13 protein-coding genes are annotated in these 12,513 nt (G+C 61.5%); 8 read left to right on the top strand and 5 right to left on the bottom strand.

The features are described from left to right. Positions 1 to 10: 10 nt before the first annotated feature. Complete coding sequence (soxR, locus tag N7U68_RS13420) at positions 11 to 481, bottom strand: redox-sensitive transcriptional activator SoxR (RefSeq protein ID WP_165194748.1); 471 nt, start codon at positions 479 to 481, stop codon at positions 11 to 13. A gap of 80 nt (positions 482 to 561) precedes the next feature. Between soxR and N7U68_RS13415 the strand changes: the two genes are divergently transcribed. The 8 genes from N7U68_RS13415 (at position 562) to N7U68_RS13380 (ending at position 9,234) form a co-directional block, all read left to right on the top strand. Further along, positions 562 to 936 (top strand): VOC family protein, encoded by a 375-nt coding sequence (locus N7U68_RS13415; protein ID WP_263047128.1) that lies wholly within the window; start codon positions 562 to 564, stop codon positions 934 to 936. A 71-nt stretch (positions 937 to 1,007) separates the two neighbouring features. After that, positions 1,008 to 1,385 carry a VOC family protein gene (locus N7U68_RS13410; RefSeq protein ID WP_263047127.1) on the top strand — a complete coding sequence of 126 codons (378 nt, stop codon included), beginning with the start codon at positions 1,008 to 1,010 and terminating at the stop codon, positions 1,383 to 1,385. 234 nt (positions 1,386 to 1,619) lie between these two features. Further along, entirely contained in the window at positions 1,620 to 3,095 is a 1,476-nt protein-coding gene (cysS, locus tag N7U68_RS13405) for a cysteine--tRNA ligase (RefSeq protein ID WP_263047126.1), read from the top strand. A gap of 127 nt (positions 3,096 to 3,222) precedes the next feature. After that, positions 3,223 to 4,866, top strand: a complete 1,644-nt coding sequence (cimA, locus tag N7U68_RS13400; RefSeq protein ID WP_263047125.1) for a citramalate synthase — start codon at positions 3,223 to 3,225, stop codon at positions 4,864 to 4,866. After that, positions 4,863 to 5,648 (top strand): squalene/phytoene synthase family protein, encoded by a 786-nt coding sequence (locus tag N7U68_RS13395; protein WP_263047124.1) that lies wholly within the window; start codon positions 4,863 to 4,865, stop codon positions 5,646 to 5,648. The genes cimA and N7U68_RS13395 overlap by 4 nt, the downstream gene beginning before the upstream one ends. A gap of 205 nt (positions 5,649 to 5,853) precedes the next feature. Then, a complete protein-coding gene (gene cobA / locus N7U68_RS13390) occupies positions 5,854 to 6,705 on the top strand; it encodes a uroporphyrinogen-III C-methyltransferase (RefSeq protein ID WP_165194759.1) in 852 nt (283 codons plus the stop codon). Further along, complete coding sequence (locus tag N7U68_RS13385) at positions 6,702 to 7,967, top strand: cobyrinic acid a,c-diamide synthase CobB (protein ID WP_263047123.1); 1,266 nt, start codon at positions 6,702 to 6,704, stop codon at positions 7,965 to 7,967. The genes cobA and N7U68_RS13385 overlap by 4 nt, the downstream gene beginning before the upstream one ends. Before the next feature lie 43 nt (positions 7,968 to 8,010). Beyond that, positions 8,011 to 9,234, top strand: coding sequence for an MFS transporter (locus tag N7U68_RS13380; protein WP_263047122.1), 1,224 nt, complete (start codon positions 8,011 to 8,013; stop codon positions 9,232 to 9,234). A 76-nt stretch (positions 9,235 to 9,310) separates the two neighbouring features. Here N7U68_RS13380 and N7U68_RS13375 read toward each other — a convergent pair whose 3' ends face one another. The 4 genes from N7U68_RS13375 to N7U68_RS13360 are packed head-to-tail and all read right to left on the bottom strand — an operon-like array spanning position 9,311 to position 12,373. After that, a complete protein-coding gene (locus tag N7U68_RS13375; protein ID WP_263047121.1) occupies positions 9,311 to 9,979 on the bottom strand; it encodes an alpha/beta hydrolase in 669 nt (222 codons plus the stop codon). Then, positions 9,976 to 10,605 (bottom strand): DNA-3-methyladenine glycosylase family protein, encoded by a 630-nt coding sequence (locus tag N7U68_RS13370; RefSeq protein ID WP_263047120.1) that lies wholly within the window; start codon positions 10,603 to 10,605, stop codon positions 9,976 to 9,978. The genes N7U68_RS13375 and N7U68_RS13370 overlap by 4 nt, the downstream gene beginning before the upstream one ends. Further along, entirely contained in the window at positions 10,602 to 11,330 is a 729-nt protein-coding gene (locus N7U68_RS13365) for a cobalt-precorrin-6A reductase (RefSeq protein WP_263047119.1), read from the bottom strand. Before N7U68_RS13365 ends, N7U68_RS13370 begins: the two co-directional genes overlap by 4 nt. Then, positions 11,327 to 12,373: a cobalt-precorrin-5B (C(1))-methyltransferase gene (locus N7U68_RS13360; RefSeq protein WP_263049161.1), complete on the bottom strand. Its 1,047-nt coding sequence runs from the start codon at positions 12,371 to 12,373 to the stop codon at positions 11,327 to 11,329. The genes N7U68_RS13365 and N7U68_RS13360 overlap by 4 nt, the downstream gene beginning before the upstream one ends. Positions 12,374 to 12,513: the final 140 nt, after the last annotated feature.

The following is a 12,513-nucleotide window of genomic DNA, read 5'->3' as shown; positions in this document are numbered from 1 at the left end:
CACGGGGATGTCAATCGCTATCGCTGCGGTCGCCCATCAAATAGCGCGGTCCGGCCCCGTGCCTGCGCGCATCATCACGCGGATTGTATAACGCACAGGTCCGCAACGACAGACAGCCACAGCCGATGCAGCCGTCCAGCTTTTCTCGCAGCGCCTGCATTTGTGCGATCCGAGCATCCAGCACCGCGCCGAACCGGGCTGAGATCCGCGCCCAGTCACGCTTGTCCGGGGTGCGATCACCCGGCAGACCGCCCAGCGCCTCGCGGATTTCCGCGATGGTAAAGCCGAGACCCTGACTGATCATCACGAAGGACAGCCGCCGAATGTCGGATCGCGCATAGCGGCGCTGCCCTGTGTCGGTCCGGTCAGGCGCCACCAATCCTTCGGTTTCGTAATACCGTATCGCCGAAGGGGCGAGCCCCGTGCGCGTCGCAACCTGACCAATCGACAAACCGCGATTCGATAAACGACTGGACTGCATTGGTATTTTTCCTATTGCATTAAAGTATACTTTAATAATTACACTAGATTCCGATGCAACTCAAAGAGAAAGAGGAAACGATGCATTTGGAACATGTGAACATCACCGTCCCCGACCCCAAGGCCAGCGCCAAGATCCTGTGCGATCTGTTTGACTGGCATATCCGCTGGGAGGGGGCCGCGCTGAATGATGGCTACACTGTGCATGTGGGCAACGACGACAGCTATCTGGCACTCTATAACCCGAACAAGACGCTTGTCCCGGCGGGCGACAACTATGCACAGGTGTCTGGCCTCAACCATGTCGGCGTGGTGGTGGACGATATCACCATGATTGAGGCCCGCGTGACAGCCGCCGGATATGAACCACACAATCACGCCGATTACGAACCCGGCACGCGGTTCTATTTCGACGGACCGGACGGGATCGAATTCGAAGTGGTCCACTACAACTGACGGCATCGCCGGGGGCACTGGCCGGTGCCTCCGGCGGGGATATTTTTCGCAAGAAGAAATAGGAACTGTCTATGCGTTTTGAGCAATGCGGTCTCATACTGAACACCGAACATTACATCAGTTGCGTCGGGTTTTATCGCGACATCCTCGGTCTGCCAGTGATGTTAGAGAAAGACACCGAGACCGAGAGGCTGACAGCCTTTGATCTTGGCGGCACGTATTTGATGGTAGAGCCCGGCGGGCAGGCTGTGACGCAGGGCAGAACATCCGAGAACGGGCCGGTCAAGCTGCGGTTCAACACATGTCATATCGCCGAGGATATCCTGCATCTGCGACAGCATGGTGTTACCGTGAGCCATCAGCATCACAAATGGGGCGAAACGGCAGAGTTCCATGATCCAGACGGCAACCGTTGTGCGCTGCGCAGCCATCAGAGCTTTGGTCGTTAGTCCACCCACCGGGCGCTGACGCGATACCGACAGAATACCGACGTGATACCGACGTCGGGATTCCAACACCGCTTGACCCGCCGCCGCGCCGCCCATAAAGTTGCCGCCATGACCAAGACCTGCACCATTATCTGCTGCATTCCCTGCTGAGACATCTCGGGCGGGTCGGTCTACTATTCCAAATTTGAGAGTTAGTTGCTAAGCCCGCCGCAACCCTGCGCGCGAGGATACGCCATGACGACGATCAAGCTGCACAACACCAAGACCCGCCGCAAGGAGGCGTTCACACCTCTAGATCCGGACAATGTGCGGATGTATGTCTGTGGCCCCACCGTCTATGACCGCGCCCATCTGGGCAACGCCCGGCCCGTGGTGGTATTCGATGTGCTGAACCGGCTGCTACGCCATGTTTATGGCGACGATCACGTGACTTACGTGCGCAACTTTACCGACGTCGATGACAAGATCAACGCACGCGCGGCCGCCGACAATCGCAAGATCGGGGACATCACCGAAGAGACGATCCAGTGGTTTCTGGACGACATGGGCGCACTCGGCGCATTGGAGCCCGACGCGATGCCGCGCGCGACCCAGTTCATCCCGCAGATGGTAGCGATGATAGAGGATCTGATTGCCAAGAGCCACGCGTACGAGGCCGAGGGCCACGTCCTGTTCGCTGTTGAGAGCTATACAGAATATGGCGCGCTATCCGGTCGGACGGTCGATGATATGATTGCCGGCGCACGAGTCGAAGTCGCGCCCTACAAGCGCAACCCGATGGATTTCGTGCTGTGGAAACCGTCCTCGGATGACCTGCCCGGCTGGGACAGCCCATGGGGGCGCGGGCGGCCCGGCTGGCATATAGAATGCTCGGCCATGGCCTATGAATTACTGGGCGAAAGCTTTGACATTCACGGCGGCGGCAACGACCTGATGTTCCCGCACCACGAGAACGAGATCGCGCAGAGCTGCTGCGCCCATCCCGAGGGCGGTTTCGCGCAGGTCTGGATGCATAACGAGATGCTGCAGGTCGAGGGCAAGAAGATGTCCAAGAGCTTGGGCAACTTCTTTACCGTGCGACAAATCCTAGACGGCACAGCCCCCCTTTTGAGTAGAGCAATGACAGGGGATGAAATCAGAATGTCGTTCTTATTGTCCCACTACCGCTCACTGATGGACCTAAGTGTAAAACGGCGACATGAGGCAGCAGTTGCCGTGACGGATTTTGCTCGGATGTTGGGACGAGGAGGCGAGGAAATGCGAAACAAACTCCACGCCACAAAACCACTGCCAGACGTGGTGGATTTTCTTTCGGACGAGCTAGATAGCGTTTCTGCAATCAATGCTATTCGTGAAGCTGGGAAAAATCGACCCCACGATCAAGATGCACTTAAGGAGCACCTATTAGCACTCTATTCAAGCCAAAGGCTTCTAGGGTTTGATCTGAAAGATTCTCCTACCGCAATCGATGCTGCACGTGAGAAGGATGAATTCCGCGGCGTTGTTATTCGAGCGGTTAACGAAGTTTTTGCACTTGATGATCTATCCGCAAGGATCATCGAAGCGCGAAAAAACAAAGATTTCGCTGAAGCCGACCGATTGCGAGACGCGCTCATCGCCGCTGGTGTTGAGGTGAAAATTACACGCGAAGGCATAGAAACCACTCGATTGCCTCACTTCGACCCCGCGAAGTTGGAGAATCTGGTTTGACCCCTCCGACCCCATTAAAGGCCAGCCCCCGGCCGCGGGTGGGGGTGAAGCCCCCGCCCGGGGGGGCGGTCGGGGGCTGGCCGTGCCGCAAGCGCCACGACCGCGATAAATCGCAAGGGCGGATGCCATGACAAGAACCCGCATCACCCTCTACGACACCACCCTGCGGGACGGGCAGCAGACGCAGGGCGTGCAATTCTCCACGCCCGAGAAGATCCGCATCGCCGAGGCGCTTGACCAGCTTGGCATCGACTATATCGAAGGCGGCTGGCCCGGTGCGAACCCGACCGACAGCGCCTTTTTCGGTGCCGCGCCAAAAACCCGCGCCGCCATGACTGCCTTCGGCATGACCAAACGCGCTGGCCGCTCTGCTGAAAACGACGATGTGCTGGCCGCCGTGCTGAACGCGGGAACACCCGCCGTCTGCATTGTCGGCAAAACCCACGATTTTCACGTGACCACTGCGCTGGGGATCACGCTGGACGAGAATATCGAAAATATCGCGCGCTCAATTGCCTATATCACCGCGCAGGGGCGCGAGGCGCTGTTCGACGCCGAGCATTTCTTTGACGGCTATCGCGCCAATCCCGACTATGCGCTGCGGGCGGCAAAGGCCGCCTATGGTGCCGGTGCGCGCTGGGTCGTACTCTGCGACACCAACGGCGGCACCCTGCCACAGGACATCGGGCGCATCACAGCGCAGGTTATCGCGGCAGGCATCCCCGGTGATCATCTGGGTATCCACACCCATAACGACACCGAAAACGCCGTTGCCGGCTCGCTGGCCGCCATCGACGCAGGCGCGCGTCAGGTGCAGGGCACGCTGAACGGGCTGGGCGAGCGATGCGGCAATGCCAACCTCACGACACTGATCCCGACGCTGCTGCTAAAAGAACCCTATGCCAGCACCTATGAGACTGGAGTTACACCCGACGCGCTGCTGGGTCTGACGCAGATCAGCCGCCAATTGGACGATATCCTGAACCGCGTTCCGATGCGACAGGCGGCCTATGTCGGTGCGTCGGCCTTTGCGCACAAGGCCGGGCTGCACGCCAGCGCGATCCTCAAGGACCCGACCACCTACGAACATATTGACCCCGCACTGGTGGGCAACGCGCGGATCATCCCGATGTCCAATCAGGCGGGTCAGTCGAACCTGCGCCGCCGCTTGGCAGAGGCCGGGCTGGATGTGGCGGATGACAATCCCGCGCTGGCCCGTATTCTGGACGAGATCAAGGTGCGCGAGGATCGCGGATATACCTACGACAGCGCGCAGGCGTCTTTCGAACTACTCGCCCGGGCTGAGCTGGGGCTTTTGCCGGAATTCTTTGAAGTCAAACGCTACAAAGTCACAGTGGAGCGGCGCAAAAACAAGCGTAACCGGATGGTGTCCCTGTCCGAGGCGGTCGTTGTGGTCAAAGTCGATGGCGAGAAAAAGCTGTCAGTCAGTGAATCCATGGACAGTGCAGGCAGCGACCGTGGCCCTGTCAACGCGCTGGCCAAGGCGCTGGCCAAGGATCTGGGACGCTATCAGGCCGCGATCGAGGACATGCATCTGGTCGACTTCAAGGTCCGCATCACCCAAGGCGGAACAGAGGCCGTGACCCGCGTCATCATTGACAGCGAGGATGGTCAGGGGCGTCGTTGGTCCACCGTGGGCGTCAGTCCAAACATCGTCGACGCATCATTCGATGCCCTGATCGACGCGATCAACTGGAAGCTTATCCGCGAAAGCGAAAGCACGAACACGCAGGTCGGTTCGGTCGAATGAATGCGCGCCCGCTCGACGATGACGAAATCGCCTGCGCCGGGATCGTGCAGCGCGGGGACCCTAGCCGGTTCATGACCGCGATGGCCGCCCCCGTGGTAGCGCGTCGCGTCCTGTTTCCCATTTATGCGTTCAATGTCGAGGTCGCCCGCGCCCCGTGGCTGACAGAGGAACCCATGATCGCCGAAATGCGTCTGCAATGGTGGCGCGATGCACTGGAGGAAATCAAAGCGGGCGGCCCGGTGCGACGGCACGAAGTTGTCACGCCTCTGGCCCGTATTCTGGACGCAAACGGCGCGGCATTGCTGGATACGTTGATCGCGGCACGACGTTGGGACATTTACAAGGATGCCTTTGAGGACGCAGCGCATTTTGACCGCTACCTGACCGAAACATCCGCTCACCTGATGCTGGTCGCGGCCCGCGCACTCGGCCCTGCCGAGGCATCGCCGGTACTGGATGCGGGCTATGCGGCCGGATTGGCCGGGTTCCTGCGCGCAATCCCGCAGCTGGAGGCCGCCAAACGTGTGCCGCTGGTCGACGGACGCCCCGCCGCCATCACCGAACTGGCGCGCGATGGATTGGCGCGACTACAACGTGCTCGCGCAGCGCGCGGCAACGTCAGCCGGGCGGCCGCGCCTGCATTGCTGGCCGCGTGGCAGGCCGGAGCAGTCTTGCGCCGTGCAGCCATGGCACCGGAACGCGTGGCTCATGGCACATTGCCACCAGCGCCGATCAGGGATCGGGTATCTCTTATGATTCGCAGTCTCAGCGGGAAATGGTGACTGGCGGTCCGGCTGATACTGACCAAAAAACAGGATGGTTTTCCGAAACGCCGATTTTTGGCAGAACATTCACATCTGTGATAGCCTGTCGCTCTGAAAATACTCTTGGTGTCACCGCGTGTCGCGAACGTCCATGTCGCAGACATGGCACCCTGCGGTCGCATGTAGGCTTTTCGCGCCGTACAAACATCGCCATATAGAGGGCATGACCGACTCGATCCCCTTTCCCCAAGGCCACTGGCCAACGTTAGAACCCGGCTGGGTCTGGTTATGTGGTGCCGGCCCCGGTGATCCCGGCCTGCTGACGCTGCACGCGCTAAATGCGCTACGTCAGGCGGATGTGGTGATCTACGACGCATTGGTTCAGGAGGCGATCCTTGATTGGGCACCGCAGGCCGAACATATCTATGCGGGCAAACGCGGCGGCAAGCCATCGGCAGTGCAGCGCGACATCTCGTTGCGCCTTGTCGAACTCAGCCGCGAAGGCAAACGTGTGCTGCGCCTTAAGGGGGGCGATCCCTTTGTGTTCGGTCGCGGCGGTGAAGAGGCGCAAACGCTGGTGCAACACGGCGTGTCGGTGCGGATCATTCCCGGCATCAGTGCTGGCATCGGCGGGCTGGCCTATGCTGGCATCCCTGTCACCCACCGCGACGTGAACCAGTCTGTGACCTTTGTGACCGGCCACGACCAGTCGGGGAACACGCCATCATCACTGAACTGGAAGGCCATCGCAGAAGGCAGTCAGGTTCTGGTGATCTACATGGGCATGAAGCATGTCGAGCAGATCAGCCGCGCCCTGCTGGATGCGGGCCGTCCCGAGAGTGAGCCTTGTGCTGTCGTCTGCTCTGCGACCACCGACAGTCAGCAGGTACTGGAAACGACGCTGGCGCGAATGCCCGCCGACATAGCCGCCAGCGGGCTGGAGCCGCCCGCGATACTGTGCGTCGGGCGCTCAGTGTTGATGCGACAGGTACTGGATTGGCAAGGCATGATGGCGGGCGATCCGCCGCGCAACACCGACCCGCTGGGCCGGGGGCACCCCGCCGAGGCATCTTGAGCGGGCTCATCCTCGCCGCGCCCACATCGGGGGCGGGCAAAACCACCGTAACCTTGGGGTTATTGCGGCTGCTACGGCGACAGGGCATCGCGGTGCGTGGAGCCAAATCCGGGCCGGATTACATCGACCCCATGTTTCACGCCGCCGCCAGCGGCCAGCCCTGCGTCAACCTAGATGCTTGGGCGATGTCGCCGGAACGTATCAAGGCACTGGCGGCAGGCGATGGCACGCTCTTGATCGAAGGTGCGATGGGGCTCTTTGACGGCGCGCCACCAGACGGGCGCGGTGCGGTGGCAGATCTGGCGCGCATCCTGCGCCTGCCCGTGGTTCTGGTGGTGGATGCAGGCCGGATGGCGGGATCGGTCGCGCCACTGGTGGCAGGATTTTCCGGGTTCGCAGCGGATGTACGCATCGCGGCGGTAATCCTGAACAATGTCGGCTCGGACCGGCACGAGGTCATGCTGCGCCGCGCGCTGGCCCCCCTCGGCCTGCCCGTTCTGGCCGCGTTGCATCGTGATGGGTCGCTGGCACAACCTTCGCGGCATCTGGGGCTGGTGCAAGCAAGTGAGCATCCTGCGTTAGAGCCGTTTCTAGAAGCGGCCGCCGATGCGCTGGAAGCAACGCTGGACCTGCCCAGCTTGCTCGATCTTGCCGCACCAATGCCCGCGCCCGGCCCAGCCAACCACATGGCACCACCCGGACAGCGCATTGCAGTTGCGCGTGATCTGGCCTTTGCCTTTGCCTATCCGCATCTTCTGACCGACTGGCGCGCTGCCGGGGCTGAGATACGTCCATTTTCACCGCTTGCGGATGAAGCCGTGCCAGAGGCCGATTTTATATATCTCCCCGGCGGGTATCCTGAACTGCATGCAGGCAGACTGGCGGCGAACGCACAATTTCTGAATAGCCTCCGCCATGCCGCCGAAGCAACACCGATCTATGGTGAATGCGGCGGCTACATGGTGCTGGGCAAAGCATTGACCGATGCCGATGGTACGTCACATGCGATGGCGGGATTGTTGAGGCTGGTGACGTCCTTTGCCCAGCGCAAGCTGCACCTCGGTTATCGCCAGCTTTCGCCACTTGGCGGCCCGTTCACGACGCCGCTTGCCGGCCATGAGTTCCACTATGCCACAACCATCAGCGCACAGGGCGATCCCCTGTTTGCCGCGCGCGATGCCGAAGGCAACGCGCTGTCGGATATGGGGCTGCGCCAAGGATATGTCAGCGGATCATTCGCGCATGTGATCGACGCGATATAACAAGGGCTTGCGGAGGCAGGCGCAGAGGTCTAGCAGGTTGCCCATGACCGATGCCGCCCTCCCCCAGCATGACGATGCCCGTGCCCGACGCAATGTAACGGTGCTGGTCATGGCGCAGGCGTTTCTGGGCGCGCAGATGCCGATGATTTTTGTTGTCGCCGGGCTGGCGGGCCAATCGCTGGCTTCCAATGTCTGCTTTGCGACATTGCCAATCTCGCTGCTGGTCATCGGCTCCATGTTGTCGGCCACACCGGTCTCTGCATTGATGCAGAAATACGGCCGCCGCGCGGGATTTTTTGTCGGGGCCGCCGGCGGTGCGACTGGGGCGCTTGTTGGGGCTTACGGCCTCTACCTTGGGTCTTTTCCGGTCTTTCTGCTGGGTAGCTTCCTGTCCGGCATCTATATGTCCGCCCAAGGGTTCTATCGCTTTGCAGCCGCTGACACGGCCAGCGATGCATTCCGGCCCAAGGCGATCTCCTACGTCATGGCCGGCGGGTTGGTCAGTGCGGTGATCGGCCCGCAACTGGTCAAGTTGACCGCCGATGCGATGGTCGTGACGTTCCTTGGGACGTATTTGGCGGTGATTGTTCTGAACATCGTCGGCTCGGCCTTGTTCTTGCTCATCGACATCCCCAAACCCGTACCGCCCAGCGCCGACAGCCCCAAAGGGCGCACGCGCCTGGAGCTGCTGAAAACGCCGCGTATCGCGGTCGCCGTGATCTGCGCGATGGTCTCCTACGCGCTGATGAACCTTGTGATGACGTCGACGCCTCTGGCCGTGGTCGGATGCGGGTTCAGTGCCAACACGGCCGCAGATGTGGTCACCGGCCACGTTCTGGCGATGTTTGCGCCATCGTTCTTTACCGGGCATCTGATTGCACGGTTCGGGGTTGAGAAAATCGTGGCGGCGGGGGTGCTGATACTTGCAGCGGCAGGGGTTGTGGCGCTGAACGGCGTCGAGATCGAGAACTTCTTTGTGGCGCTCATTCTGCTGGGCCTTGGCTGGAACTTCGGCTTCATCGGTGCCACCTCAATGCTGGCCGGCGCACATGAGCCGCATGAACGCGGCCGCATGCAAGGCTTGAACGATCTGCTGGTGTTCGGCGGTGTCACGCTTGCGTCATTGTCTTCGGGCGGGTTGATGAACTGCTCAGGCGGCGATGCACAAACCGGCTGGACCGCCGTAAACCTTGCCATGGCGCCATTTCTGGCACTGGCCGGTGGTGCACTGATCTGGCTGATGATGCGACCCCGCGACATTGCGTAGGCCGGGCTTTAGCCCGGCACTCCCTGTCACTACCCATTGGATCGGGTGCCGGGCTAAAGCCCGGCCTACTGGCCCGTTACCCTAGCCCCAGCTTGTCCGCCATGAATGCCAGCGCCACTTGTAATCCGTCCGGCGCGATACCGTGACCAGTGCCCTTCATCACATGGGCATAGACGTCGCTCCATCCGGCCTCTTGCAGTGCCTCGGCGGCCTCTGGCAACGATTGGGGCGGTACCACGTCATCCGCGTCACCATGCACCAACAGGATCGGCGGGCGGCTGATCGCCTCGTCCACCAGCAACTCGGGGCGCAGAAGGCGACCAGAGAATGCAACAATCCCAGCCACTTCGTCCTCGCGCCGCGGCACCACGTGCAGCGCCATCATTGTGCCTTGGCTGAACCCGAACAGCACAACTTGCTCGGGCAAGACATCTTCATCCACCATCAGCGCGTCAAGGAACGCGTTCAGGTCCTCAACAGCGGCCATCATACCGCGCTCGCTCTCTTCCTCGCTCGATCCGTCAATCCACGGAATCGGGAACCACTGGTAACCGTTCGGCATGCCGGGCACGTTTTCGGGTGCGTCGGGTGCGACAAACAACGTGTCGGGCAGATGCTCTCCCAACGGATCGGCAAGGCCCAACAGATCCGGACCATTCGCGCCATAGCCATGCAAGAATACGACAATCGATCGTGTTGTCCCTGAATGCGGCCCTTTGCGGCCTGCCTGCAATACCCGCGTCATCTGATCCCTTCCCTGTTCTTATCCACACGGTAGTAGGCCCAAAGCAACCGTGCAGCAACCGATCTCCACGGTGCCCAAACCTCGGCCATCTGGCGAAAATCGCGCTCGCGCGGGCGTTCGGGCAGATCGTAGAGGACGCGCGCCGCCTCTTGCAGCGCCAAATCTCCGGGTGCAAAGACGTCTGCTCGCCCAAGGCTGAACATCGCATAGACTTCAGCCGTCCACGGGCCGATGCCCGGCACTGCTGTCAATGTCTTGATCACCGCGTCTGTCGGCGTCCCTCGCAAAGCCTCAAAGTCAATCCCAGCGGTCGCCAACGCCAGCGCATAACGGATCTTCTGACGACTCAACCCAGCGGCGCGCAGATCATCCTCAGTCGCGATACGGACCTGATCCTGGGTTGTCAGTTGCATCTGCTCCATTCGCGCCCAGATCGCAGCAGCCGAGGCTGTACTGACCTGCTGGCTGATGATTGCGCTCAGGAGTTGATCGAACCCATCCGGCCTGCGACGCAACGGCAGCGCCCCTGTCAGCGCATAAGCTGTCTTGAGCCGCGGGCAGATTTCACCCAGCGCCTCGGCCCCTTCATGCACATCGGCATCGGTTTCGATGATCCGTCCGATCATAACGCCAGCACCCAATCCAGCGCCGCCTCAACGGTGCTGACCTTTGGCGCATCTGGCGGGGAGGGGCGGGTCAACATCAGGACCGGAATGCCCAGATCGCGCGCCGCCGTCAACTTGGTTCGGGATGGCGTGCCGCCCGCGTTCTTAACCACCAGCCAGTCGATCCCCAGCTGTGTAAACAACTCAGTTTCATCTACTACGGAAAAGGGCGGCCGCCCGACCAAGAATTGCCCACCCTCGAATGGGAATGGTTCCTCGGGTGGATCGATCTGACGGCACCAGACCTTGCGCGGCGCCAAGTTGGCAAAGCAGCTCAGCGTCTGCCGTCCAGTCGCCAGAAACACGGTCTCATCCGGGGCAATATGGGCCGCGGCCTCCTCCTCGCGATCAATGAACGTCCACCGATCACCGGGTTCTGCCTGCCATCCGGGGCGCAGAAGCAGGCAGTAGGGCACGCCTTGCGCGGCGCATACCCGCGCCGTGCGCGCCGTGATGTTCGCCGCAAACGGATGGGTGGCATCGAGGACGGCGGTGATACCTTCAGCTGCCAGATAGGTGGCGAACCCGTCCGCACCACCAAACCCGCCATGCCGCACAGGCAGGGGCAGATCGCGGGGTGCACGCGTCGCCCCGGCCAATGACGCCACGGCTCGCACGCCGCGCGTGGCCAAGGCCTGTGCCAGTTTCTGCGCCTCTGACGTCCCTGCGAGCAACAACAGAGTCATGCGACCGCCCGCGCCAGCAGACCGCCCGCCCTGTCGATTACTACGGTATCGGCCCCTACGTCCTCTGGCAGCATGGCCCGCACGGCAACCAAGGCCTGTTTCGCGACCCAATCTGCCATTGTCTCTCCGGCCAGTTCGTAGGCCTCTAGCGCGGTATTGGCCTGCGCCAGTTCGGGCATGCCGATGTCCCGCGCCAACGCATCAAAATCCACCTGACTACGCCCGGAATGCAGATCACGGGCGCCCTGTGCCAGCTTGGTCATTTTACCGATTCCACCGCCGATGGTGATATGCGGCAGCGGATGGCGCGCCAGATACTTTAACAACCCGCCCGCAAAGTCCCCCATATCGAGCATCGCATGGTCGGGCAGTCCATAAAGCGTTTGCACGACACGCTCGCTGGTTGCGCCGGTGCAACCAGCGACATGGGTCAAGCCATCAGCGCGCGCCACGTCGATCCCGCGATGGATCGACGCGATCCACGCAGCACAGGAAAACGGACGCACGATGCCCGTGGTTCCAAGGATGGACAGACCGCCCTTGATCCCCAGACGCGGATTCCAGGTTTGTTGTGCCAAAGCCTCGCCGCCCGGTACGGACACGGTGATTTCGATATCCGGCGTGCGGCCCAAACGCCCGGCCATCTCCTCGACTGTTTCGTGCAGCATCTGGCGTGGGATCGGGTTGATCGCAGGCTCGCCGGGCGGGATCGGCAGGCCGGGCATCGTTACCGTGCCCACACCTTCGCCCGCGCGAAAAACAACGCCGCCCTGCGACGCGGCAACGCGGGTGATAATCATCGCGCCGTGGGTCACGTCCGGGTCGTCACCGGCGTCCTTGATCACGCCAACTTCAGCCCAGCCATCGCCCTGTGCCGTATGGGATACGTCAAAGCTTGGTCGTTCGCCTTTGGGCAGGGTGATGCGCACCGATTTCGGCGCACCTTCGCCCCAGAGCATCATCAGCGCCGCTCGGGTCGCGGCGGTAGCACAGGCACCCGTGGTCCAGCCACGGCGCAAAGGGGTATCGGGTTTCCGGCTCATCGCCTGTGGATCATAGGGCCGGTACGGGCACTGGCAATCGGGAAAAACATGCGCCCGACCAATCACGAAGCGGACTGCCACAGGCGGCTCAGCGCCGATACAGTTGCAGCGCCGCCGCAGCATTCCCACATCTTGTCAAA

Source organism: Roseovarius pelagicus (assembly GCF_025639885.1).
In the GTDB taxonomy this organism is placed as follows: Bacteria; Pseudomonadota; Alphaproteobacteria; order Rhodobacterales; family Rhodobacteraceae; genus Roseovarius; species Roseovarius pelagicus.
Note: the sequence above shows the minus strand (reverse complement) of the source record. Positions and strands in the feature narration are given on the sequence as shown.

Excerpts from the sequence above, each read along its gene's own strand:
- soxR (WP_165194748.1), bottom strand. The coding sequence starts at position 481 with ATGCAGTCCAGTCGTTTATCGAATCGCGGTTTGTCGATTGGTCAGGTT.
- N7U68_RS13415 (WP_263047128.1), top strand. The coding sequence starts at position 562 with ATGCATTTGGAACATGTGAACATCACCGTCCCCGACCCCAAGGCCAGC.
- N7U68_RS13410 (WP_263047127.1), top strand. The coding sequence starts at position 1,008 with ATGCGTTTTGAGCAATGCGGTCTCATACTGAACACCGAACATTACATC.
- cysS (WP_263047126.1), top strand. The coding sequence starts at position 1,620 with ATGACGACGATCAAGCTGCACAACACCAAGACCCGCCGCAAGGAGGCG.
- cimA (WP_263047125.1), top strand. The coding sequence starts at position 3,223 with ATGACAAGAACCCGCATCACCCTCTACGACACCACCCTGCGGGACGGG.
- N7U68_RS13395 (WP_263047124.1), top strand. The coding sequence starts at position 4,863 with ATGAATGCGCGCCCGCTCGACGATGACGAAATCGCCTGCGCCGGGATC.
- cobA (WP_165194759.1), top strand. The coding sequence starts at position 5,854 with ATGACCGACTCGATCCCCTTTCCCCAAGGCCACTGGCCAACGTTAGAA.
- N7U68_RS13380 (WP_263047122.1), top strand. The coding sequence starts at position 8,011 with ATGACCGATGCCGCCCTCCCCCAGCATGACGATGCCCGTGCCCGACGC.
- N7U68_RS13375 (WP_263047121.1), bottom strand. The coding sequence starts at position 9,979 with ATGACGCGGGTATTGCAGGCAGGCCGCAAAGGGCCGCATTCAGGGACA.
- N7U68_RS13370 (WP_263047120.1), bottom strand. The coding sequence starts at position 10,605 with ATGATCGGACGGATCATCGAAACCGATGCCGATGTGCATGAAGGGGCC.
- N7U68_RS13365 (WP_263047119.1), bottom strand. The coding sequence starts at position 11,330 with ATGACTCTGTTGTTGCTCGCAGGGACGTCAGAGGCGCAGAAACTGGCA.
- N7U68_RS13360 (WP_263049161.1), bottom strand. The coding sequence starts at position 12,373 with ATGAGCCGGAAACCCGATACCCCTTTGCGCCGTGGCTGGACCACGGGT.